The organism is Sphingomonas sp. GW821-FHT04B01 (genome assembly GCF_059420425.1).
Genome location: NZ_JBWKTR010000004.1, coordinates 294,701 through 317,433, shown reverse-complemented (window position 1 = coordinate 317,433; position 22,733 = coordinate 294,701). Strand labels below are relative to the sequence as shown.

General features: G+C 67.0%; 27 protein-coding genes. 14 read left to right on the top strand and 13 right to left on the bottom strand.

Annotated elements, in window-relative coordinates; all coding sequences use genetic code 11:
* Nucleotides 1–6: 6 nt before the first annotated feature.
* Together AC07UH_RS12625 and eno are read right to left on the bottom strand one after the other, a co-directional pair.
* On the bottom strand, nt 7–330 hold the full coding sequence (locus tag AC07UH_RS12625; RefSeq protein WP_052075787.1) for a septum formation initiator family protein: 324 nt from the start codon (nt 328–330) through the stop codon (nt 7–9).
* Between the two features lie 32 nt (nt 331–362).
* Nucleotides 363–1,640: a phosphopyruvate hydratase gene (gene eno, locus AC07UH_RS12620; RefSeq protein WP_038660852.1), complete on the bottom strand. Its 1,278-nt coding sequence runs from the start codon at nt 1,638–1,640 to the stop codon at nt 363–365.
* 136 nt (nt 1,641–1,776) lie between these two features.
* Here eno and AC07UH_RS12615 point away from each other — a divergent pair, with 136 nt between their 5' ends.
* The 5 genes from AC07UH_RS12615 to AC07UH_RS12595 all read left to right on the top strand — a co-directional run bounded on the left by AC07UH_RS12615 (nt 1,777) and on the right by AC07UH_RS12595 (nt 3,685).
* The gene (locus AC07UH_RS12615) at nt 1,777–2,232 is read left to right on the top strand and encodes a hypothetical protein (protein WP_495180697.1); all 456 of its coding nucleotides are present in this window, start codon (nt 1,777–1,779) and stop codon (nt 2,230–2,232) included.
* A 26-nt stretch (nt 2,233–2,258) separates the two neighbouring features.
* Nucleotides 2,259–2,582 carry a phage holin family protein gene (locus AC07UH_RS12610; RefSeq protein ID WP_245640857.1) on the top strand — a complete coding sequence of 108 codons (324 nt, stop codon included), beginning with the start codon at nt 2,259–2,261 and terminating at the stop codon, nt 2,580–2,582.
* The gene (locus AC07UH_RS12605; protein WP_495180696.1) at nt 2,579–2,914 is read left to right on the top strand and encodes a DUF3618 domain-containing protein; all 336 of its coding nucleotides are present in this window, start codon (nt 2,579–2,581) and stop codon (nt 2,912–2,914) included. Before AC07UH_RS12610 ends, AC07UH_RS12605 begins: the two co-directional genes overlap by 4 nt.
* A gap of 44 nt (nt 2,915–2,958) precedes the next feature.
* Nucleotides 2,959–3,342 (top strand): hypothetical protein, encoded by a 384-nt coding sequence (locus AC07UH_RS12600; protein WP_495180695.1) that lies wholly within the window; start codon nt 2,959–2,961, stop codon nt 3,340–3,342.
* Between the two features lie 112 nt (nt 3,343–3,454).
* Entirely contained in the window at nt 3,455–3,685 is a 231-nt protein-coding gene (locus AC07UH_RS12595; protein WP_038660862.1) for a DUF4170 domain-containing protein, read from the top strand.
* 419 nt (nt 3,686–4,104) lie between these two features.
* On the opposite strand, the gene greA is transcribed toward AC07UH_RS12595, so the two are convergent.
* The 4 genes from greA to carA all read right to left on the bottom strand — a co-directional run bounded on the left by greA (nt 4,105) and on the right by carA (nt 9,365).
* The gene (gene greA / locus AC07UH_RS12590) at nt 4,105–4,581 is read right to left on the bottom strand and encodes a transcription elongation factor GreA (RefSeq protein ID WP_038660865.1); all 477 of its coding nucleotides are present in this window, start codon (nt 4,579–4,581) and stop codon (nt 4,105–4,107) included.
* 77 nt (nt 4,582–4,658) lie between these two features.
* Nucleotides 4,659–7,982, bottom strand: a complete 3,324-nt coding sequence (gene carB / locus AC07UH_RS12585; protein ID WP_495180694.1) for a carbamoyl-phosphate synthase large subunit — start codon at nt 7,980–7,982, stop codon at nt 4,659–4,661.
* A gap of 1 nt (nt 7,983) precedes the next feature.
* Nucleotides 7,984–8,187: a DUF4177 domain-containing protein gene (locus tag AC07UH_RS12580; RefSeq protein ID WP_038660871.1), complete on the bottom strand. Its 204-nt coding sequence runs from the start codon at nt 8,185–8,187 to the stop codon at nt 7,984–7,986.
* Nucleotides 8,184–9,365 carry a glutamine-hydrolyzing carbamoyl-phosphate synthase small subunit gene (gene carA / locus AC07UH_RS12575; protein WP_495180693.1) on the bottom strand — a complete coding sequence of 394 codons (1,182 nt, stop codon included), beginning with the start codon at nt 9,363–9,365 and terminating at the stop codon, nt 8,184–8,186. The genes AC07UH_RS12580 and carA overlap by 4 nt, the downstream gene beginning before the upstream one ends.
* A 144-nt stretch (nt 9,366–9,509) precedes the next feature.
* Between carA and AC07UH_RS12570 the strand changes: the two genes are divergently transcribed.
* The 3 genes from AC07UH_RS12570 to rpoD all read left to right on the top strand — a co-directional run bounded on the left by AC07UH_RS12570 (nt 9,510) and on the right by rpoD (nt 14,328).
* A complete protein-coding gene (locus AC07UH_RS12570; protein ID WP_038660877.1) occupies nt 9,510–9,962 on the top strand; it encodes a GatB/YqeY domain-containing protein in 453 nt (150 codons plus the stop codon).
* 449 nt (nt 9,963–10,411) lie between these two features.
* Complete coding sequence (gene dnaG / locus AC07UH_RS12565) at nt 10,412–12,292, top strand: DNA primase (RefSeq protein WP_495180692.1); 1,881 nt, start codon at nt 10,412–10,414, stop codon at nt 12,290–12,292.
* Nucleotides 12,292–14,328, top strand: a complete 2,037-nt coding sequence (gene rpoD / locus AC07UH_RS12560) for an RNA polymerase sigma factor RpoD (protein ID WP_137898933.1) — start codon at nt 12,292–12,294, stop codon at nt 14,326–14,328. Before dnaG ends, rpoD begins: the two co-directional genes overlap by 1 nt.
* 117 nt (nt 14,329–14,445) lie before the next feature.
* Here rpoD and AC07UH_RS12555 read toward each other — a convergent pair whose 3' ends face one another.
* Complete coding sequence (locus AC07UH_RS12555) at nt 14,446–15,036, bottom strand: TetR/AcrR family transcriptional regulator (RefSeq protein ID WP_495180691.1); 591 nt, start codon at nt 15,034–15,036, stop codon at nt 14,446–14,448.
* 112 nt (nt 15,037–15,148) lie between these two features.
* Here AC07UH_RS12555 and AC07UH_RS12550 point away from each other — a divergent pair, with 112 nt between their 5' ends.
* From AC07UH_RS12550 to AC07UH_RS12530, 5 genes are all read left to right on the top strand, one after another.
* Nucleotides 15,149–15,415 carry a hypothetical protein gene (locus AC07UH_RS12550; RefSeq protein ID WP_495193949.1) on the top strand — a complete coding sequence of 89 codons (267 nt, stop codon included), beginning with the start codon at nt 15,149–15,151 and terminating at the stop codon, nt 15,413–15,415.
* On the top strand, nt 15,346–16,338 hold the full coding sequence (locus AC07UH_RS12545; RefSeq protein WP_495180689.1) for an MFS transporter: 993 nt from the start codon (nt 15,346–15,348) through the stop codon (nt 16,336–16,338). Before AC07UH_RS12550 ends, AC07UH_RS12545 begins: the two co-directional genes overlap by 70 nt.
* A gap of 347 nt (nt 16,339–16,685) precedes the next feature.
* Nucleotides 16,686–17,003 (top strand): iron transporter, encoded by a 318-nt coding sequence (locus AC07UH_RS12540; protein WP_137898930.1) that lies wholly within the window; start codon nt 16,686–16,688, stop codon nt 17,001–17,003.
* Entirely contained in the window at nt 17,000–18,547 is a 1,548-nt protein-coding gene (locus AC07UH_RS12535; protein WP_495180688.1) for a PepSY domain-containing protein, read from the top strand. The genes AC07UH_RS12540 and AC07UH_RS12535 overlap by 4 nt, the downstream gene beginning before the upstream one ends.
* A complete protein-coding gene (locus AC07UH_RS12530) occupies nt 18,540–18,890 on the top strand; it encodes a hypothetical protein (RefSeq protein WP_495180687.1) in 351 nt (116 codons plus the stop codon). Before AC07UH_RS12535 ends, AC07UH_RS12530 begins: the two co-directional genes overlap by 8 nt.
* A 58-nt stretch (nt 18,891–18,948) precedes the next feature.
* On the opposite strand, the gene rplS is transcribed toward AC07UH_RS12530, so the two are convergent.
* From rplS to AC07UH_RS12510, 4 genes are read right to left on the bottom strand one after another with little or no spacing between them, the layout of a single operon-like run.
* Nucleotides 18,949–19,341 carry a 50S ribosomal protein L19 gene (rplS, locus tag AC07UH_RS12525; RefSeq protein ID WP_038660889.1) on the bottom strand — a complete coding sequence of 131 codons (393 nt, stop codon included), beginning with the start codon at nt 19,339–19,341 and terminating at the stop codon, nt 18,949–18,951.
* Between the two features lie 4 nt (nt 19,342–19,345).
* Nucleotides 19,346–20,071 (bottom strand): tRNA (guanosine(37)-N1)-methyltransferase TrmD, encoded by a 726-nt coding sequence (gene trmD, locus AC07UH_RS12520; protein WP_495180686.1) that lies wholly within the window; start codon nt 20,069–20,071, stop codon nt 19,346–19,348.
* Entirely contained in the window at nt 20,068–20,457 is a 390-nt protein-coding gene (locus AC07UH_RS12515) for a type II toxin-antitoxin system VapC family toxin (RefSeq protein ID WP_038660895.1), read from the bottom strand. The genes trmD and AC07UH_RS12515 overlap by 4 nt, the downstream gene beginning before the upstream one ends.
* A gap of 3 nt (nt 20,458–20,460) precedes the next feature.
* Nucleotides 20,461–20,733 (bottom strand): antitoxin, encoded by a 273-nt coding sequence (locus tag AC07UH_RS12510; protein ID WP_495180778.1) that lies wholly within the window; start codon nt 20,731–20,733, stop codon nt 20,461–20,463.
* A 54-nt stretch (nt 20,734–20,787) separates the two neighbouring features.
* Between AC07UH_RS12510 and AC07UH_RS12505 the strand changes: the two genes are divergently transcribed.
* Entirely contained in the window at nt 20,788–21,693 is a 906-nt protein-coding gene (locus tag AC07UH_RS12505) for an NAD(P)/FAD-dependent oxidoreductase (protein WP_495180777.1), read from the top strand.
* Nucleotides 21,694–22,068: 375 nt separating this feature from the next.
* Here the strand turns inward: AC07UH_RS12505 and rimM are convergent, their stop codons facing one another.
* Together rimM and AC07UH_RS12495 are read right to left on the bottom strand one after the other, a co-directional pair.
* The gene (gene rimM / locus AC07UH_RS12500) at nt 22,069–22,569 is read right to left on the bottom strand and encodes a ribosome maturation factor RimM (protein ID WP_495180685.1); all 501 of its coding nucleotides are present in this window, start codon (nt 22,567–22,569) and stop codon (nt 22,069–22,071) included.
* The gene (locus AC07UH_RS12495; RefSeq protein ID WP_495180684.1) at nt 22,535–22,681 is read right to left on the bottom strand and encodes a hypothetical protein; all 147 of its coding nucleotides are present in this window, start codon (nt 22,679–22,681) and stop codon (nt 22,535–22,537) included. The genes rimM and AC07UH_RS12495 overlap by 35 nt, the downstream gene beginning before the upstream one ends.
* Nucleotides 22,682–22,733 lie beyond the last annotated feature (52 nt).

Below are 22,733 nucleotides of genomic sequence, written 5' to 3'. Positions count from 1 at the left end.
AGACGATCACTTCAGCGGGACGATCACCTCGTCGGGATGCGCGACATTCAGTTCCTTGCGCACCATCTCGTCGACCATATCCGGATTGGCGTGATCCGGATCGAGCAGCGCCACGCGGTTCTTGAGCACCGCGCGCTTTTGGTCGAGTGCGGCGAACTGCTTCTCCCGCCGCACCAGCTGCTTCTTGTAATCGCCGTAAGCGAGGATGCCGTTGGGCCCGAGCACCGCATAGGCGCCGAAGAACGCCATGATCGTCAGCCCCAGCGCCGGCAGCGCGGCCCGGCGCATCGTCCGGGCAAAAGCCGATGGTCTCTGTCCGCGTGCCGCCATGCCCTGCATCCTCGCTTGCCGTTCGTGCCGGATCAAGCCTTCAGAACGTCGCGGCCGGCATAACGTGCCGAATCGCCCAGCTCTTCCTCGATACGGATCAGCTGGTTGTACTTGGCGAGCCGGTCCGAGCGCGCCAGCGAGCCGGTCTTGATCTGCCCGCAATTGGTCGCGACGGCGAGGTCGGCGATCGTCGCATCCTCGGTCTCGCCCGAACGGTGGCTCATCACCGCGGTGTAGCGCGCGCGCTGCGCCATCGTCACCGCTTCCAGCGTCTCGGTCAGCGTGCCGATCTGGTTGACCTTGACCAGCAGCGAATTGGCATAGCCGCCCTCGATGCCGCGCTTCAGGCGCTTCGGGTTGGTGACGAACAGATCGTCGCCGACGAGCTGCACCTTGTCGCCGATCAGGTCGGTGAGCGCCTTCCAGCCCTCCCAATCGTCCTCGCTCATGCCGTCCTCGATCGAGAAGATCGGATAGCGGCGGGTGAGGTCAGCGAGATATTCGGCCATCGCGCCGCTTTCGAGCACCTTGCCCTCGCCGGAGATATCGTAGCGGCCGTCCTTGTAGAATTCGGTCGCGGCGCAATCGAGCGCCAGCATCACGTCGTCGCCCGGCGTATAGCCCGCCTTCTCGATGCTCTGCATGATGAAGCCGAGCGCTTCCTCGGTGCTGGCGATGTTCGGCGCGAAGCCGCCCTCGTCGCCGACGCCGGTCGCCAGACCCTTGTCGTGCAGCGCCTTCTTCAGCGTGTGGAAGATCTCCGAGCCGCAGCGCACCGCCTCGACGATGTTCGCCGCGCCGACCGGCACGATCATGAATTCCTGAAAGTCGATCGGATTGTCGGCATGTTCGCCGCCGTTGATGATGTTCATCATCGGCACCGGCAGCACGTGCGCCGAGACGCCACCGACATATTTGTAGAGCGGCATGCCGCGCGCCTCCGCCGCGGCCTTGGCGGCGGCGAGACTGATGCCGAGGATCGCATTCGCGCCCAGCCGGCCCTTGTTCTCGGTGCCGTCGAGCTCGATCATCGCCGCGTCGAGATCCGCCTGATCCTCCGCGTCGAGCCCGAGCAGCGCCTCGACCAGTTCGCCGTTGACCGCCTCGATCGCCTCGTCGACGCCCTTGCCGCCCCAGCGGCTCTTGTCGCCGTCGCGCTTCTCGACCGCTTCGTGCGCGCCGGTCGAGGCGCCCGACGGCACCGCCGCGCGGCCGAAGCTGCCGTCCTCCAGCAGCACGTCGACTTCCACCGTCGGGTTGCCCCGGCTGTCGAGGATCTGGCGGCCATGGATGTCGATGATTGCGGTCACGTAACGATGCTCCTACCTCTGGGGCGTGATGCGCGCGCTCTACCGCGCCGGCCGGGTCGCGGCAATCTCCGCGACGACGAGGGAACCGGGCCGGTCGGGCCGGGGTTGAGCGTGCCGAACATAGGAAGGGTGAGCCATGGCCGATACCGATTTCACGACCGTCACCGACGGCGACACCACCGCTGCCGGCACCACCGACGCCGCCGCGAGCAAGACCGACCAGGCCAAGCAGACGGTGAAGGACTATTCGTCCAAATACGGCGCGCAGGCGACCGACCGCATCCGCACTCTCGCCGACACCGGCAAGGAACGCGCCGTGGGCGGTCTCGACCAGCTCTCGCAGCTCATCAACGACGCCGCGCAGCAGGTCGATGAGAAGCTCGGCGCGCAATATGGCGATTATGCCCGCACCGCCGCCGGCACGGTGTCCAACTTCGCCGAGCAGCTCAAGGGCAAGGACACCGAGGAGCTGATTGAAGAAGCGCGTGAGTTCGTCCGCAAGAGCCCCGGCGTCGCGGTCGGCGTGGCCGCCGCGCTGGGCTTCGCGGTCGCCCGCCTCGTCCAGTCGGGTATCGACGGCAACAAGGCCTGATCGACCCCATGGCGACGATCCAGCCGATGACCGAAGACGACAGCATCGCCACGCTCGTCACGCAACTCGTCGATGACGCGCGCGGCCTCGCCAGTGCCGAAGTGGCATTGGTCAAGGCCCGCGTCGGCGAGCGCACCAGCGCCTATAAGAACGCGGCGATCTTCTTCGTCGCCGCGGCGGTACTCGCGCTCGCCGGGCTGGTCGCGCTGCTCGTCGGGCTGATCCTCAGCCTCGCGACGCTGATCGGCCCCGGTCTCGCCACCGCCGCGGTGGTGATCGGCGTGTTCGCGATCGCGGCGGTGCTGGCGATCGTCGGCAAGGGCCGACTCGCGCCGGGGACGCCGCGATGAGCGCGCCGCTCCCGACGTTGCGCCTCGCCGAGGCGGAAGCCGAAGCGCTTGCCGCGCGCGAGCGCCTCAACGCGACGCTCGGCAAGCTTCAGGTGCGGCTCAACCCGCGTGCTTTGGCCTTGCAGGCGGCGCGCGAGCTCACCGACAAGGGCGGCGCAGCGGCGCAGGCGAGCCTCAACACCGCGGTGCGCAACCCCGGTGCGGTCGCCGGCGCCACCGCGGTCGCCGGCCTGTTCCTCGCCCGCCATCGCATCGTCGCGCTGTTCCGGCGCAAACCCAAGCACAAGCCCGGCCACCGCGACCACGAGCCAGGTCTCGGCCCGCAGGACTGACCCCGTACATCTGACCATAGCGCCCCCGCACGAAGGATAGACGCATGACCGACAATCACGACATCCACGCCCGTATCGACGACGCCAAGCATGTCGCGACCGACGCCGCCCGCCGCACCGCCGACGCGGTCGAGCACAATCCGCTCGCCATCGTCGCGGGCGGCCTCGCGATCGGCGCGCTCGCCGGCGCGCTGATCCCGCGGTCCGAGAAGGAGAAGGAGCTGCTCGCGCCGCTCGGCCGCACGCTCGGCGAACGCGCGCGCGGCGCGATCCAGGCCGCGCGCGAAGCCGGTGCCGGCGAGCTGCAGAATGCCGGCCTGTCGAAGGACGCGGCCAAGGATCAGGTCAAGTCGATGTTCCAGGGCATCGCCAAGGCGGCGACCACCGCCGGCTCGGCCGCGGTCAAGACCGCCGCCAACAAGGGCTGACGCCGCGTGCCGCTGCCGGAGGGTCCGGCGGCGGCTGATGGCGTCGGGGGTTCAATATCGCAGCGCAACACGCTAGGGCGCTGGGCTTGACCCTCACACCCGGGATACGCGCATGAGCAAGCTCCACCTCGTCTTCGGCGGCCGCGTCAAGGACCCCCGCACCCTCGAATTCGCCGATCCGTCGAAGCTCGAGGTCGTCGGCATCTTCGCCGACTATGCCAGCGCCGAAAAGGCCTGGCGCGCCAATGCGCAACGCACCGTCGACGACGCCGAGATGAAGTTCGTTGTGGTCCACCTGCACCGCCTGCTCGAGCCGGAACTGCTGACCCCGCCGGCGGCGTGAGGCACGGGACGGCGGGACAGGCCGCCGCTCCAGCCCCCACCATCGTCATCCCCGCGCAGGCGGGGATCCATAAACGCTGACGTCGCGATGGGGTCGCAAGGTCCGCGCGTCTGGATCCCCGCCTGCGCGGGGATGACGGCGTTTGGGAAGCAGAGGGATCTTTAACTCGTCATCCCGGCGAAAGCCGGGACCCATGGGGACGGAACGGGCGTGAGGCGCGCCTACACTTATGGAATCGTGTCCATGGGTCCCGGTTTTCGCCGGGATGACGAAGATAGCTTTGGCTACCCCAACAATGTCCTCCCCCGCCAAGGGAAGGTAGCAGGCCGCAGGCCTGACGGAGGGGAAGATACGGCGCGCGGGATAAAACGCGCCAACGCGCCTACGCTACGCCCTCGGCCCCACCCGCGCAAAACAGCTCAGATAAACTCGACCTTCGACACGACATAATAGCGATCGCCCGCCGGCACCGACACCTCGACCTCGTCGTCCACCCGGCGACCGATCAGCGCGCGCCCCAGCGGCGAATTGTACGAAATCCGGCCGGTCTTGGCATTCGCCTCGGTCTGGCCGACGATCTGATACTTCACCGGCTTGTCGTCGTCGTCGAGCAGCGTCACCGTCGCGCCGAACACCACCTTGTCGCCCGACAGTTCCAGCGGATCGATGATCTGCGCGCGGGACAGTTTGTCCTCGATGTCGCTGATCGTCGCCTCGTTCTGGCCCTGCTGTTCCTTCGCCGCGTGATATTCGGCGTTTTCGGACAGATCGCCGTGCGCACGCGCTTCCTCGATCGCATCCACGATCTGGGGACGCTCGGCTTTCAGACGCTTCAGGTCCGCGACGAGCGTGTCATAGCCCTCCTGGAGCATCGGCATCTTTTCGACGGTCGCCATATCTACGTCCCCAATTCACTCATTCCCCGCGGCGGACCTCATCGGCCCGCCCCGCACATCACGTCATTATGTCGGGATCAGTTGTGCGACTGCGAATAGTAGGATTGCAACGGCCGTACTTCAAGGGAGGTGACCCCGATTGCCGCCGCCGCCTGCACGCTGGCCGGCGCGGTGGTGAAATACGGGATCTTCTGCGCCAGCGCCGCCTGACGGATCGGCTTCGAGTCCTTCAGGCTTTGCCACCCCTCGGTGGTGTTGAAGATCAGCGTCACCTCGCCATCCATGATCCGGTCGAGGATATGCGGCCGCCCCTGCGCAACCTTGTTCACCTTCTCCACCGCCAGCCCGACGGTTTCGAGGTAATCGGCGGTGCCGCCGGTCGCGAGCACCTTGAAGCCATGCGCGAGCAACGACTTCACCGCCGGCACGATATGCGGCTTGTCGCCGCTCTTGACGCTGACGAACGCGGTGCCGCCGGTCGGCAGCACCGTGCCCGCGCCGAGCTGCGACTTGGCGAAGGCGGTGGTGAAATCGGGGTCGATCCCCATCACCTCGCCGGTGCTCTTCATCTCGGGCGACAGCACCGGGTCGATGCCGGGGAAGCGGTTGAACGGGAACACCGCTTCCTTGACCGCATAATAATCGATGTGGCGGTCGATCGGCGGCAGGTCCCTGAGCATCTCGCCCGCCATCACCCGGCTGGCGATCTTGGCGATCGGCACACCGATTGCCTTGGCGACGAACGGCACGGTGCGCGACGCGCGCGGGTTGACCTCGATGAGATAGACCTCGCCGTCCTTCACCGCGAATTGGATGTTCATCAGCCCCTTGACCGACAGCGCATGGGCCAGCGCCACCGTCTGCCGCTCGATCTCGGCGATCGTCTCGGGGGTCAGCGAATAAGGCGGGATCGAACAGGCGCTGTCGCCCGAATGAACGCCAGCCTCCTCGATATGCTGCAACAGGCCGGCGACGACGACATCCTCGCCGTCGCAGATCGCATCGACGTCGACCTCGATCGCGTCGCGCAGATACTGGTCGATCAGCACCGGGCTCTCGCCCGACACCTGCACCGCGGTCTGGATGTAATCGTCGAGCTGCTGGAGCGAATCGACGATCTCCATCGCCCGCCCGCCGAGCACGTAGCTCGGCCGCATCAGCACCGGGTAACCGATCCGCTCCGCCGCCGCGACCGCCTCGTCGCGGCTCCGCGCGAGGCCATTCGCCGGCTGCTTGAGGCGCAGCTTGTTGACCAATGCCGCGAACCGCTCGCGATCCTCGGCGAGGTCGATCGCATCCGGGCTGGTGCCGAGGATCGGGATCCCCGCCTTCTCCAGCGCGCGCGCGAGGTTGAGCGGCGTCTGCCCGCCGAACTGGACGATCACCCCGACCAATTCGCCGCGGCTCTGCTCGACGTGCAGGATCTCCAGCACGTCCTCGGCGGTCAGCGGTTCGAAATACAGGCGGTCGGACGTGTCGTAATCGGTGCTCACCGTCTCCGGATTGCAGTTGATCATGATCGTCTCATAACCCGCATCGGCGAGCGCGAAGCAGGCGTGGCAGCAGCAATAGTCGAACTCGATGCCCTGCCCGATCCGGTTCGGCCCGCCGCCGAGGATCACCACCTTGCGGCGATCCGACGGCATGCTCTCGTCCTCGGGCTCGCCGAAGCTCGGCGCCTCATAGGTCGAATACATATAGGGCGTCTTGGCGTCGAACTCCGCCGCGCAGGTGTCGATCCGCTTGAACACCGGGCGCACGCCGAGCCGGTGGCGCAGGCTGCGCACCTCGTCCTCGGTGACGCCGCCGGTCATCGCCACCACCGCATCGTGGATCAGCCCCGAGCCGCGCGCGATACCACGCGCATTGCCACGCAGATTGGCCGATTGCAGCGCCAGATAGGCGAGCCTCTTGTCGCTGAACCCCATCGCCTTGAGCCGGCGCATGCCGGCGGCCTCGATCGGCAGGCCGTTGGTGCTGACCTCCTCCTCGGCGGCGACGATCTCGGCGAGCCGTTCGAGGAACCACGGATCGAATTTGGCGATCGCGTGGATCTCGGCGACGGTGAAGCCCTCGCGCAGCGCCTGCGCGGCGACCAGCAGCCGGTCCGGCGTTGCCACCGCGAGCGCCGCCTCGATCTCCGCGCGCGGCGCGCCGACCAGCCGCTCGACCGCGTTGAAGCCCGACAGGCCGGTCTCCAGCCCGCGCAGCGCCTTCTGCATCGATTCGTGGATGTTGCGGCCGATCGCCATCACCTCGCCGACCGACTTCATCGCGGTGCCGAGCACCGATTCGGCACCCTTGAACTTCTCGAAGGCGAAGCGCGGGATCTTGGTGACGACATAGTCGATCGTCGGCTCGAACGATGCCGGCGTCGCGCCGGTGATGTCGTTCTCGATCTCGTCGAGCGTATAGCCGACCGCCAGCTTGGCGGCGACCTTGGCGATCGGGAAACCGGTCGCCTTGGACGCGAGCGCCGACGACCGCGACACGCGCGGGTTCATCTCGATGACGACGAGGCGGCCATCCCTGGGATTGACCGCGAACTGGACGTTGGAGCCGCCGGTCTCGACGCCGATCTCCCGGAGTACCGCGATCGATGCGTTGCGCATGATCTGATATTCCTTGTCGGTCAGCGTCAGCGCCGGCGCGACGGTGATCGAATCGCCGGTGTGGACGCCCATCGGATCGACATTCTCGATCGAGCAGATGATGATGGCGTTGTCGTTGCGATCGCGCACCACCTCCATCTCATATTCCTTCCAGCCGAGCAGCGATTCCTCGATCAGCACCTCGGTGGTCGGCGACGCGTCGAGGCCCTTGCGGACCATGTCGACGAATTCCGAGCGATTGTAGACGATGCCGCCGCCCGACCCGCCCATCGTGAAGCTCGGCCGGATGATCGCCGGCAAGCCGGTGATCTCGAGACCGGCGAGCGCCTCCTCGACGGTATGCGCAATCGCCGAGCGGGCGCTTTCCAGCCCGATCTTGGTCATCGCGTCCTTGAACTTGAGCCGGTCCTCCGCCTTGTCGATCGCCTCGGCGTCGGCACCGATCATCTGCACGCCGAACTTCTCCAGCGTGCCGTCGTGGAACAGCGCCAGCGCGGTGTTGAGCGCGGTCTGCCCGCCCATCGTCGGCAGGACCGCGTCGGGCCGCTCCTTCTCGATGATCTTGGCGACCACCGCGGGGGTGATCGGCTCGACATAGGTCGCGTCGGCCAGTTCGGGATCGGTCATGATCGTCGCCGGGTTCGAATTGACCAGGACGATGCGATAGCCCTCTTCCTTGAGGGCCTTGATCGCCTGCGTGCCCGAATAATCGAACTCGCACGCCTGTCCGATGACGATCGGCCCCGCGCCGATCACGAGGATGGAGGAGATGTCGGTGCGTTTGGGCATATTATGCGGGCTTCTTAAAGATGAACATGATCTCGCTGGTCGTACCCCCGGCTTCGTAGCTCGGGGTGCTCACCAGTTCCCAACCGTCCATGCCAAAATTTAGGAGAGCTTGATCCACCGTGATCTCGGCGGATTCACCCTTCCACGTGTAGCGCAGCAAGCCGGCTTGCAGTGTCGCGGTCTTGTAAAGCCAGCGACTGCTCACCGCAGCGACCCCACGAACCGCTCGAAGAGGTACAGGCTGTCCTGCGGCCCCGGCGACGCTTCCGGGTGATATTGCACCGAGAATGCCGGGCGGTCGGTCAGCTCCAGCCCCGCGTTCGAGCCGTCGAACAGCGACACGTGCGTCTCGCGGACGTTGGCGGGCAGACTGTCGCGTTCGACCGCGAAGCCGTGGTTCATGCTGGTGATCTCGACCGCGCCGTCGGACAGGCGCTTGACCGGATGGTTGGCGCCGCGATGGCCCTGGAACATCTTGGTCGTCGTCGCGCCGACCGCGAGGCCGAGCAGCTGATGGCCGAGGCAGATGCCGAACAGCGGCTTGCCGGTGTCGAGCAGCTGCCGGATCACCGGCACCGCATAATCCCCGGTCGCGGCGGGATCGCCGGGGCCGTTGGACAGGAAGATGCCGTCCGGGCCGAGCGCCATCACCTCGTCGAACGTCGCCGCGGCGGGCAGCACCGTGACCTTCGCGCCGGCATGGACCAGATTGCGGAAGATGTTGTGCTTGCTGCCGTAATCGATCGCGACGACATGCGGGCGCTCGCCCTCGTCGGCACCGGCGTAACCGAAGCCGAGCCGCCACGGCCCGCCCTCGCGGCCGTCGCCCCACGCATAATGCGTCGCGGTGGAGACGTCCTTGGCGAGGTCCATCCCCTCCAGCCCGGGCCAGCCCTGCGCCATCGCCAGCAACGCGTCGAGGTCGAACTCGCCGCTCGCCGAATGCGCGACGACGCCGTTGGGCGCGCCACCCGCGCGGATGCGGCGGGTCAGCGCGCGCGTGTCGATCCCGGCGAGGCCGATCCGTGCATGGCGCTGCATCCAGCCGTCGAGCCGCTCGACGCTGCGGAAGTTCGACGGCGCGGTCACGTCCTCGCGGACGATCATGCCGAGCGCGTGCGGCGCGTCCGCCTCGATATCGTCGGGGTTGGCGCCGACGTTGCCGATGTGCGGGAAGGTGAAGGTGATGATCTGCCCGGCGAAGCTGGGGTCGGTCATGATCTCCTGATAGCCGGTCATCGCGGTGTGGAAGCACACCTCGCCGACCGCGGCGCCTTCCGCCCCGAAACCGCGACCCCAGGCCACATCACCGTTGGCGAGGACCAGAACACCCGTCGCGCCGTCAGGCTTCGCAGGCATGGCAATGGGCTTGGCGTCGGCCATGGCTTGGCGGGCACTCCTACAGATTTCGTCTATGTCGCTAAGTGGCGCCCGCTAAACCCCTGCCCCCCTCAGGTCAACCGGTTCACGGGCGGCCGTTCCTCCGCTAGGCTCGGTCGCTTCCAGTGTTTCTTCGAGAGCTTCCCCATGATTCGCGACGACATCAAGGCCGCCCAGGTCACCGCCATGAAGGCCGGCGACAAGGAATCGCGCAATGCGATCAGCCTGATACAGGCCGCCATCAAGAACCGCGACATCGAGCTGCGGACCAGCGGCAACACGCCCGACGACGATGCGGTGGTGGTCGAGGTGTTGCAGAAGATGGTCAAGCAGCGCCGCGAATCGATCGCGATGTACGAGACCGGCGGCCGCCAGGAACTCGCCGATGCGGAAAAGGCCGAGGTCGCGGTGATCGAACGCTTCCTCCCGGCACAGATGAGCGAGGCGGACACCACCGCCGCGATCCTCGCGATCAAGGAGGAGCTAGGCGCTACGGGCATGAAGGACATGGGCCGGGTGATGGCCGAACTGAAGGCGCGCCACGCCGCCAGCCTCGACATGAGCAAGGCGAGCGGTTTGGTGAAGGCGGCGCTGTCCTAAGCATCCACGCGAAGCCGCGGCGAAGATCGGGTCACGCGGAGGCGCGGAGGGAAGAAGGGTTGGTTCGCGCAGAGGCGCAGAGGTGTCGCGCCTGTAGGACGCGACACCTCCCCCTATTCGTCACCCCGGCGAACGCCGGGGCCCATGGTTGCGGTGAGGCCCGAGGTTGCGCGCCGCCGCTCCACCAGCACGTCCATGGGTCCCGACGTGCGTCGGGATGACGAGTGGGGGAGCGGCAGCTCTCTCCCCCTCCCTCGTAGGGAGATCACGCCCCCTCCCCATACGCAACACCTCCGCGCCTCTGCGCCTCTGCGCCTCTGCGCCTCTGCGCCTCTGCGCCTCTGCGCGAACCAACCTTCTTCTTCTCTTCGCGCCTTCGCGTCTTCGCGCGAAACACCCCCAAACCGACTTGCCGAAAGCCGCCGCAGCGCGCATGGTAAAATCACGGCATGAGTCTCTCCCCTGCCTTTCTGGACGAACTGCGTGCCCGCACGTCGTTGTCCGCTTTGGTCGGCAAGACGACCAAGCTCCAGAAGGCCGGCCGCGAGATGCGCGGCTGCTGCCCGTTCCATAACGAGAAGACCCCGTCCTTCTACGTCAACGACGACAAGGGCTTCTATCACTGCTTCGGCTGTTCCGCGCACGGCGACGCGATCAAGTGGATGACCGACCAGCGCGGCCTGCCGTTCATCGACGCGGTCAAGGAGCTCGCGCAGGCCGCCGGCATGGAGATGCCCGCACAGGACCGCGCCTCCGCCGCCAAAGCCGAACGCGCGAAGGGCCTTCACGAGGCGATGACCGACGCCGCGACGTGGTTCACCGAGCAACTCAACGGCATCGGCGGCGCCGAGGCACGCGCGGTGCTCGCCAAACGCGGCATCACGCCCGAAACCGCCCGCGCCTTCGGCATGGGCTTCTCCCCCGACAGCCGCGGCAAGCTCAAGACCGCGCTCAAGGACTATGGCGACCCCGCGCTGGTCGAATGCGGCCTGCTGATCCAGGTCGACGGCAAGGAGCCCTATGACCGGTTCCGCGGCCGGCTGATGATCCCGATCCGCGACGCGCGCGGGCGGACGATCGCCTTCGGCGGCCGCGTCATCGGCGAGGGCGAACCCAAGTACCTCAATTCCCCTGATACGCCGCTCTTCGACAAGGGCCGCACGCTCTACAATCTCGACCGCGCCGCCCCCGCCGCGCGCAAGTCGGCGCGCATCCTCGTCGTCGAGGGCTATATGGACGTGATCGCGCTGGCGCAGGCGGGGATAAGCGACGCCGTCGCCCCGCTCGGCACCGCGCTCACCGAGGCGCAGCTCGAACGGCTGTGGCGGATCAGCGACGTGCCGATCCTCTGCCTCGACGGCGACAGCGCCGGGCAAAAGGCGGCGTTGCGTGCCGCCCACCGCGCGATGCCGATGCTCGGCAACGGCCGCAGCCTCGCCTTCGTCACTTTGCCCGAGGGGCAGGACCCCGACGACCTCGTCCGCGCCGGCGGCCGTCAGGCGATGGAGGCGCTGCTCCAGCAGCCGCAGCCCTTGGTGGAGCGCTTATGGCAGAGCGAGGTCGCCGCCGGCCCGCTCGACACGCCCGAGCAGCGCGCCGGGCTCAAGCAAAGGCTGCACGAACTCGCCGCGACGATCGCCGACCCGTCGGTGCGCAAGGAATATGAGAACGAGTTCAAGAACCGCTTCTACGAGCATTTCGCGCCCAAGCGCCGCACCTTCACCCCCGCCGCTCCGCGCGCGCAGGGCAAGCGCGGTCCCGACGGCCAGTGGAAACAGCCGATCGCCCCGCCGACCGACGACGTGAAGGCGTTCCACGCCGCCGGCATCGATCCGGTCATCGCCAAGGCGATCCTCGCCGGGCTGATCCGCCACCCGGTCGAGATCGCGCGGCATATGGAAGTGCTGGGCAGCCTCAAGCTGATCGGCGGCGCACTCGGCCGGCTGTTCGAGGCGGTGGTCGACGTCGCGCTGGAGGACCAGGCGCTTGATAGCGCGCGTCTGCGCACCATATTGGCGAAATCCGGTTTTGATGCGATCGCAAGCGATTTGTTGAGAGCCGATACGATGCCCTATTCGTTCACGCAAAGCGGCGGCGATCCCGCCCGCGCCCGTGCCGACCTCGACGAAGCGATCGCCATCATGGTGGCGCGCCCGGAAGTCGACATGGCACTCGGTGAAGCGACCGCCTCGATGCAGGCGCACTTCACCGCCGAGGCGTTCGAACGACAAGTGGCGTTGGTGAAAGAGAAACAGGGCTTGGAGCTTCGACTTGCAAATCTGGTGCAGTCGAACGAAGACGCCCGATCGTTTGGATCCGAGGGTAATTGATGGCGAAGGTTAACGGTAACGGTGGCGATGAGGGTGCGGACGTGACCGACGCGCCGCTGATCGACCTCAATGACGCCGATATCAAGAAGCTGGTCGCCCGCGCCAAGAAGCGCGGCTACATCACCTACGACCAGCTCAACGAGGCGCTGCCCCAGGATCAGATGTCGTCCGACCAGCTCGAGGACATCATGTCCGCGCTGAACGAGATGGGCGTCAACATCGTCGAGAACGAGGAAGCCGGCGAGGACGGCGACGAGAAGGAGCAGGCCGAGGACGACGAGGCCGAGCCCGTCGAGGCCGACGGCGACGGTTCCGCCGCGCCCGCGCTCGAGACCAAGAAGAAGGAGACCGTCGATCGTACCGACGATCCGGTCCGCATGTACCTGCGCGAGATGGGCGCGGTCGAGCTGCTCAGCCGCGAGGGCGAGATCGCCATCGCCAAGCGGATCGAGGCGGGTCGCGACACGATGATCCTCGGCCTGTGTGAATCGCCGATCACCTTCAACGCGATCATCGACTGGTCGACCGCGCTCAACGAGGGCACGATGCAGCTGCGCGAGATCCTCGATCTCGACGCGATGCTGTCCAAGGGTCCGTCGGCCGAGCAGGTCGAGGGCGCCGAGGACGACGAGTCGGGCGAGATCAGCGAGAAGACCGCCGGCGCCAGCTTCAAGGAAGAGGAAGAGCCCGAGGAGCCGTCGGCCGACGAGGACGACGAATCCGGCGAGGGCCGCGTGCCGCGTCCGTCGGACGACGAGGACGAGGACAATACGCTCAGCCTCGCGCAGATGGAGGAGACGCTCAAGCCGCAGGCGCTCGAGCGGTTCGCCAACATCACCGCGCTCTACAAGAAGTTCAGCAAGATCCAGCAGGCGCGCCTCGACGCGATGCAGGCCGGCGGCGAGCTGTCCGCCGCGGACGAGCGCAAATACCAGAAGCTGCGCGAGGACCTCACCGCCGAGGTCGAGAGCGTCCAGTTCCACAATGCCAAGATCGAATATCTCGTCGATCAGCTCTATGCCTTTAACCGGCGCCTGACCGCGCTGGGCGGCCAGATGCTGCGCCTCGCCGAGCGCCACAAGGTCAGCCGCAAGGACTTCCTCGACCGCTATGTCGGCCACGAGATGGACGACACGTGGCTGCAATCGGTCGGCAAGCTCGACAAGAAGTGGACCGCCTTCGCCACCAACGAGGCCGATGCGGTCGACCGCATCCGCGGCGAGATCAGCGAGATCTCGCAGCAGACCGGCATGGCGCTCACCGAATTCCGCCGCATCGTCAACATGGTGCAGAAGGCGGAGCGCGAGGCGCGCATCGCCAAGAAGGAGATGGTCGAGGCCAACCTGCGCCTCGTCATCTCGATCGCCAAGAAATACACCAACCGCGGGCTGCAATTCCTGGATCTCATCCAGGAGGGCAATATCGGCCTGATGAAGGCGGTCGATAAATTCGAATATCGCCGCGGCTACAAATTCTCGACCTATGCGACCTGGTGGATCCGGCAGGCGATCACCCGCTCGATCGCCGATCAGGCGCGGACGATCCGCATCCCGGTGCATATGATCGAGACGATCAACAAGCTGGTCCGCACCAGCCGCCAGTTCCTGCACGAGCAGGGCCGCGAGCCGACGCCGGAGGAGATGGCCGAACGGCTGTCGATGCCGCTCGAGAAGGTGCGCAAGGTGATGAAGATCGCCAAGGAGCCGATCAGCCTCGAAACGCCGATCGGCGACGAGGAGGATTCGCACCTCGGCGATTTCATCGAGGACAAGAATGCGGTGATCCCGGTCGATGCGGCGATCCAGGCGAATCTCAAGGAGACGGTCACCCGCGTCCTCGCCAGCCTGACGCCGCGCGAGGAGCGCGTGCTGCGCATGCGCTTCGGCATCGGCATGAACACCGACCATACGCTGGAGGAAGTCGGCCAGCAGTTCAGCGTGACGCGTGAACGCATCCGCCAGATCGAGGCGAAGGCGCTGCGCAAGCTCAAGCACCCGAGCCGCAGCCGCAAGATGCGCAGCTTCCTCGACCAGTAACGCCGCCGACGGTTGCGATTGCGAAGGGGCCGCCGGAGACGATCCGGCGGCCCCTTCCATTTGGATCGACGGACGCGGCCGAGGCCGGGACCGCGCCACCATCCGACACAACCGACGCTAGGCTGGCCTGAGCGCCGCCAGCGCGGGCGCCAACAGCGACTCCAATTCGACGCGCGATGCACCGTCCCGCGCCTGGAACGAGATCGCCTGCATGATCCCATGATAGAAAGCGGCGAGTTGCGCCGGATCGCTATCCGGCGCGAGTTCGCCGTCATCGATCCCGCGCGTCAACCGCGCCTGCAGCAACGCCACCGTCCGCCGCCGGGCGACCCGCAGATAGTCGCATGCGCCGGATACGCCGGGCTGGCCATGAACCACGCCGAGGATCAGCAGGCACCCCGCCGCCCCGTTGGACAACGCGACATCGATGCTTTCGGCGAGCACGCCGGCAATCGCGGCATGCACGGCAGGCGCCGCGAGCGCGATCATCGGCCCCGACCCGATCGTGGCGATATATAGATCGACCGCCTCGCGGAATGCCGCCTCCTTCGATCCGAACGCGGCGTAAAAGCTCGGCGGCGTCACCCCGATCGCGGCGGTCAGGTCGTTGAGCTGCGCACCGTCATATCCCTTCGCCCAGAACACCTCCATCACGCGGCGTAGCGCGATGTCCCGGTCGAAACTGCGCGGGCGTCCCCTCGTCGCCATACAAATCCTTTCTGTAGCGTAGTTTATATAATCTCTTGACGCTTTGCCGCAAGCGCCATAGCTTTTCTATAAATTTCGTTACAGAAGTAGGTGTCTTGTCATGACCGGGACCATGTCGACCATCGCTGTCGCCGCCCCCTCGCCCGCCTCATCGCGCGCGATTCCGCCTGCGGTGTGGCTGCTGGCGATGACGACCTTTGCGATCACCAGTTCGGAATTCATGGTCGCGGGGATGCTGCCGATGCTCGCGCGGGCGTTCGACGTTTCGATCGGATCGATCGGTTATCTCATCTCGCTCACGCGCTCGGCATGGCGGTCGGCGGACCGTTGGTCACCGCACTGCTCCTCCACCTCAAGGTACCGCACCGACGCGGGCTGATATGGCTGCTGGCCTTGTTTCTCGGCGGCAGCCTGATCGCGGCGACCGCGCTGGGCTATCCGGCGATGGCGATCGGCCGGGTCATCCAGGGTGTGGCGAGCGCCGGATATTTCGGGGTCGCCCTGACGATCTGCGCCGAACTGGTCGCCCCCGATCTGCGCGGCCGCGCGGCGTCCTATGTGCTGGCGGGGCTGATGCTCTCTCCGGTGGCGGGCGTGCCGACGCTTGCGCTGATCGCAGGGGCGGCGGGGTGGCAGGCCGCGTTCTGGACGATCGTGGCGGTCACGCTCGTCTGCATCGCGTTGATCGCCACCGGCCTGCCCGCCTCGCCCCCCGACGCGGATATCGATCTGGGACGAAGCGCCGCCGCATTGCTGTCCGCGCGACTGTGGGCGGTCTATGCGACGAGCGGGCTCGTCATCGGCGCGACCTTCGCGGCATTCAGTTATGTCGCGCCGATCTTCACCACCGTGACTGGACTGTCGCCACGCTCGATCCCGTTGCTGCTTGCCGGCTATGGCGTGGCCAACATCCTCGGCAATATCGTCATCGGACGGTTCGCCGATCGCTTCACCATCCTCATACTGGCGTCCGGACTCGCCACGCTGGCCGCGGCGCTGGCGGTCTTGGCGCTGTGCGCCACGGTACCGGCGGTGGCGATCGCGGCGTTCCTCGTCATCGGCCTCGTCGGCGTGGCCCTCAATCCGGCGATGGTCGCGCGGGTGATGCGCGCCGCGCATCCGGGGCCGCTGGTCAACAGCCTGCACACGTCGGTCATCACCGCGGGGCTGGCGCTCGGCACCTGGGCGGGCGGCGCGGCGATCGATCGCGGTTATGGCCTCACCGCGCCGCTCTGGGTCGGAGTCGCGCTGGCGATACTGGGTCTGCTCAGTCTCGCCCCGCCCTCGCTCCGCCGCGCATGACGGTCACCGATCCACGTCGTGGAACGGTATCTTTTCATTGAGATGTCGGACGCGGCGGCTGCGGTACGGAAGAAGGAAATGCGCTGTCCTACAGGACGCCGCCTTGCTACCATTAAGCCGCTCTTTCCCATCGCCGCATCATCGTGTTCCCGAGCACAAGCGATCCAGCCGTTGCTCGACTTACACATCAAAATGGAAACGATAAGACTGCATCGTTTCCGTTAAGGTGTCCATCTTGTCCACGTTGCCGCAATTCGGCCACATTCTTGGATGGCGCAACTTCGCTATTGATAGGCGTTCGCAAGACCGTCTATAGAGGCCGCCATGGCCGCTCCGACGACCCCCCGATGCTGATGCAGGCGAGCCCGCCCTGCCCGACCCCGACGCCGGCCGCGACGGCCCGCTGGTCGATGGTCGCGCGCTGCTTCACCGCATTGGTCGGCGGTTACGGCGCCGCCGCGGCGCTCGCCACGCTCCTTGCCCGGCTGCTGCCGATCGACCGGGCCGAGGCGACCGCGCTCGGCATGATCCTCTCCGTCCTGCTCTACGCGCTCATCGGGCTGTGGTGCTTCCACGAACCCCGACTCGGCCGGGTCGCCGCCTGGACATGGGGCCTGGCGATCGGCGGCGGCGCGCTGGTCTGGCTGCTCGGGTTGCGGCCGTGAACGGCAATCTGCGGCAGAATATGGCGTGGATCCACGGCTGGCTCGGGCTCGTCGCCGGCTGGATCCTGTTCGCGATGTTCCTGACCGGCACCGCGAGCTATTTCCGCCCGGAGATCACCCGCTGGATGCAGCCCGAGATTGCGGCGGCCCCGGTCCCGGCCGCCACCGCCGCACGCAGCGCAGTCGCCTATCTGCAAACCGTCGGCGCCGACGATGCGGCCTGGTACATCCTGCTGCCCAACGAGCGCGACGTCGTCACCCGCGTCTACGCCCAGCCCAACGCCAAAGCGGTCGCCAAGCCGCGCCGCCGCGAGGAACTCGTGCTCGACGGCGCCACTGGCCGGCCCGTTGAGGGGCGCGACACTCGCGGCGGCGAGCATTTCTACCGCTTCCACTTCCAGCTGCAATTGCCTTACCCCTGGGGGCGCTTTCTTGCCGGCCTGTGCGGGCTGTTCATGCTCGGCGCGATCATCTCGGGCGTGGTGACGCACAAGCGCATCTTCGCGGACTTCTTCACCCTGCGCTGGAACAAGGGGCAGCGCAGCTGGCTCGACGCGCACAACGTCTCCGCCGTGCTGGCCCTGCCCTATCATGCGGTCATCACCTATACCGGCATCATCACGCTGATCGCGATGTACATGCCATGGCCGGTCACCGCCAATTACGCCAAGCCCGAAGACTTCTATAACGCCGCTTACGGCATACCGGCGGAACAGCCCGCCACCGGGCGCGCCGCGCCGCTGGTCGCCGTCGCGCCGCTCGTCGCCGATGCCGAGCGCCGCTGGAGGGCACCGGCGGCACGGATCGTCGTCAGCAACCCCAATGATGCCGCCGCCACCGTCACCGTCTATCGAACGCCCCGCGCCTCGCTCAACGCCCGCGGCCCCTCGCTGATCTATGCGGGCAGCACGGGCGAGCTGATCGCACAGCGCGGCGATCCCGGGCCGGCGCTCGCCACCGCCGGGGTGATGCTCGGGCTGCACGTCGCGCAATTCGCCGGGCCGGCACTGCGCTGGACGCTGTTCGGGCTCGGCCTGACCGGCGCGGCGATGGTCGGCACCGGCCTGTTGCTGTGGACCGCGGCGCGGCGCCGGCCGAACGCCAGGCCGTTCTTCGGCCTGAAGCTGGTCGAGCGGCTCAACATCGGTACGATCGTCGGCCTACCGGTCGGAATGGCCGCGTTCCTGCTCGCCAACCGCTTGATTCCAGCCGATATGGCCGCGCGCGCCGATTGGGAGGTCAAGGCGATGTTCTGGACCTGGGCGGCGGTGGCGGTCGGCCAGTTCGCCCGCCCCGCCCGCCGCGCCTGGCCCGAGGGCTTCGCCATGGCGGCGCTGGTCTTCCTCGCGATCCCAATTGCCGACGCGATCACCACCAGCCGCGGTCTGCCCGGCTCGCTGCTCGCCGGCGACTCGCTGTTCGCCGCCTTCGACCTCGCGATGCTCGCCATCGCGCTGCTGCTCGGCGTCGCGAGCTGGCGCGCCGGCAAACCGCCGCGTCAGGTCCCCCGCCGCACCCGCCAAGCCGAGACGATCCATGCCTGAGACCATCCTGCTCTCCGCCACCGCCTGGCTGCTGTTCGCCGGCGCCTCGTTCCGCTTCCGGCGTGAGGCCGGGACGAACGGGCGCGGCGACGTCCGCCTGCTCCGCGTCGTCGCATCGGCGTTGCTCGCGGTCGCGCTGCTCCATTGCGGCGCGCCGCTGACCGGCGAACGCTGGGTCCACCTGCTGACGGGCGCGTCGATCGGCGCGGTGCTGGTGGTGCTGGCGCTGTCGGCGCAGCCGGTCCACGCGATGGCGCCGGTGCGCTGGCTGCTGCTCGCCAAGCGCCGCGCGATCGCCCCGGTCAAGGCGCTGCTGCGGCCGCAGACCACCGCCAACGGCTGACGCAAAAAGGGCGCGGGAGGAAGCCTCCCGCGCCCTGTCTGTCACCGGTAGCGGCGGATCACTCCGCGGCGACGCTGCCCTTGGCGGGACGCGTGTCGCGACGCTCGGCGATACGCGCCGACTTGCCGGTGCGGCCACGCAGATAGTAAAGCTTCGCACGACGCACGGCGCCCTTGCGGACGACGTCGATCGAATCAATGTTCGGCGAGTACAGCGGGAAGACGCGCTCGACGCCCTCGCCGAAGCTGATCTTGCGCACGGTGAACGACGAGCCCATGCCCTTGTTCGACCGCGCGATGCACACGCCTTCGTAATTCTGGACGCGGGTGCGCTCGCCTTCGACCACCTTCACGCCGACCTTCAGCGTATCGCCGGGACGGAATTCGGGGATCGCGCGCTTCGCGGTCAGCTTTTCGATCTGCTCGGCTTCGAGCTGCTGAATGAGGTTCATGTCTTCAGTCCTTCGTTCGCCGCGCGCCAGAGGGAGGCTGGACCCGAGCACCCTCATGGCGCTCCCACAGGTCCGGCCTCCGTAGCCGTGTATCGGTCTCGGCCTTCGACTTGCGCCAGGCCGCGATCCTCGCATGATCCCCCGATCGCAGCACTTCGGGGATCGTGCGCCCTTCCCAATCGAATGGTCGGGTATATTGCGGGTATTCGAGCAGCCCCGTTTCGAAGCTCTCGTCCACACCGCTTGAAGCCGCGCCCATTACGCCGGGGAGCAGGCGAATGCAAGCATCGAGCAGCACCAGCGCGCCCATCTCGCCGCCCGACAGGATATAGTCGCCGATCGACACCTCCTCTATGTCGCGGCCCTCGAAGATGCGCTCGTCGAACCCCTCGAACCGGCCGCACAGCACGATCACGCCTGGGCCGGCGGCGATCTCACGCACGCGCGCCTGCGACAGCGGCCGGCCGCGCGGCGTCATCGCGAGGATCGGGCGATCGTCGGCGACGCTGTCGACCGCGGCGGCGAGCACGTCGGCGCGCAGCACCATCCCCGCGCCGCCACCCGCGGGCGTATCGTCGACCGAGCGATGTTTGTCGGTGGCGAAGTCGCGGATCTGGACCGGCTCACAGCGCCACCCCCCTTCCCGCAACGCACGGCCTGCGAGCGACACGCCGAGCGGACCGGGGAACATCTCCGGGTAAAGCGTCAGGATCGTCGCGGTGAAGGTCATCGGGTCCAGTTTTCCACGCGCAGGCCGGGGATATCGGCGAAGTGACGGGTGTTGTTCGTGACGAGCGTCAAATCGAGGGCGAGCGCATGCGCTGCGATCAGTCGATCGAAACTATGGCGCTGGAAGGGCATGGTTCCGGCCAATCTGGCATAGCTTTCTGCCGCGGCACGACCAAAGTCATGGACGGCGAGCACACTGACAAAGATATCCAGCCTTGCCTCGTCGCTAGGATCGGCCTCCGGTCGAGCGGCTCCGTAGCGCAACTCGGCAAGCGTGATGGCGGACAGGCTCATACCCTGCCCATTTCTCGCACGAATACGCGCGCGCAGCACGTCGCTGCGCGCCTTCGCGAAATCGATACAGACGTTGGTGTCGAGCAGGTACATACGTCAGGCTGCCGCGCCTCGCGTCGGGCCGACGCTCCAGTCACGTTCACCCTGCTCGATATCGCCGCGCCCGTCGGCCATGAAGCCCGGCGAGAAGGCGCCGTACAGGCTGTCCAGGACCGCGGCGGCATTGCTATGCCGCCAGAACGTGCACGATCCGTCGCCATGGGTCACCAGCGTGACGTCATCGCCTTCGCTCAACCCCACGCCCTTCGGCAGGCGCAAGGCCATCGAGTTGCCGGATTTGAACACCTTGGCGCGATATTCGTTACTCATGACGGCCTCCGTATACACGGGATGTATATACATGACGATACAGGTGCAAGATTGATCGACGATTGCATCATCATCGGCGCCGGCCCCGCGGGGTTGACCGCCGCCATCTATCTGGCGCGCTTCCATCTTTCGATCCGTCTGTTCGACAGCGGGTCGAGCCGGGCGGCGATGATTCCGTGTACGCACAACCATGCCGGCTACCCCGAGGGTATCGCCGGCAAGGATTTGCTCGGCCTGATGCTCGCGCAGGCGGAGAAATATGGCGCGCGGCGTGAGGAAAAGAAGGTCACCGCGATCGAGCCCGACGGCGAGACGTTCGCCGTGGTCACCGATCACGGCCGCTATCGCGCGCGGACGGTGCTGCTGGCGACGGGAGTGGTCAACCATCGCCCGAACATCCCGCCGGCGGTGCACGATCCGGCGCTGGAACGCGGCCTGTTCCGCTATTGCCCGATCTGCGACGGCTATGAGGTCACCGACAAGCGTGTCGGCGTGATCGGCACCGGCGACCATGGCATGCGCGAGGCGTTGTTCCTGCGCGGCTATACGCGCGATGTCACGCTGATCTCGCCCGAGGCGGAGCATCTGCTCGACGACGCCTGCGCGGCGAAGCTGGACGAGGCCGGCATCGCCCGCGTCCAGGGGCCGTGCGGCGGCTGGGCGATCGAGGGCGAACAATTGGCGGTCGACACCGCGCGTGGGCGGATGGCGTTCGACAGCGTCTATCCGGCGCTGGGATCGCGTATCCGGTCGCGGCTCGCGGTCGCGGCCGGTGCCCGTGCGACCGCCGAAGGCTGCCTGGAGGTCGACGATCACCAGCGCACCACCATCCCCGGCCTGTTCGCCGCCGGCGACGTCGTGAAAGGGCTCGATCAGATCAGCCATGCGATGGGCGAGGCCGGGGTCGCGGCGACGACGATCCGCAATCTGCTCAGCGAGCGCCAGCCGATCCGGCGCTGATGTTGGACGACATGGACAAGATGGACACCTTAATGGAAACGATCCACTCCGATCGTTTCCATTACTGTGGTGATCGCGATCGTTCGATGAGAAAGAGCATTGGGGGTATAGCAGAATAGGGAGTGTAGGACAGCGTGGGGGGCGGCGCCGCCCCATCGAGGGGGCGATATCGCATGAGCTGCGGTGGAGACGCACACTCGGCCGTCATGGGAGATTCGTCACCCCGGACTGGTTCCGGGGTCTACGCTGCGGCGAGGAGCAAGGCCTGAGATCCAGCCGTTCTCTTGCGGCCCGGTGGACCCCGGAACAAGTCCGGGGTGACGGCTATCGTGAGAAACCCGGGCGGATCTCACCGCCGTGAAAAGAGGTCGCGCGTCACTCGACGAAGTCGGCGTTCACCACCAGCCGGTCGGCGTCCCATTCGGGCACCGCGTCGGCGTTCATCGGGACCATGAAGCGTTTGCCGTCGGGCCGTTCGATCTCGAGCACGTCGCCCGCGCCGAAATTCTCGATCAGCACGACCTGACCCAGCGCGCTGCCGTCGGTGGAGACGGCGGGCAGGTCGAGGAGATCGGCGTGATAATATTCGCCCTCGGCCAGCGGCGGCAGCGCCGAACGCGGCACGGTCAGTTCGGTGCCGCGCAACGCCTCTGCGGCGTTGCGGTCGGCGACCTCGGCGAAGCGCACGATCAGGCCGTTGTTGCCGGCCTGCGCCGACTTGAGCGTCAGCGCGCCATGGTTGAAGCTCTTGTAGCTGCCGAAATCCTCGGCGAAAACCTTGAGGCGCACCTGGCCGTTCACGCCATGTGCGCCGATCACCACCGCGAGCGTGACGCTGGGCTCAGCCCGGCGATCCGCCGTCTCCTGCTGGGGCATCGTCGTTTCCCTCTGCGGGTTCGGTCGCCGACACGCCCTGGTTGGTGGCGTCGTCGGTGGCAGCGTCGTCGAGGTCGTCGGCGGCGGTGCGGGGATCGGGTGGAACGGCCATGATGCGTCAACTCCTTCGGATTGGAAGGGATCAACGCATCATGGCCGGCTTT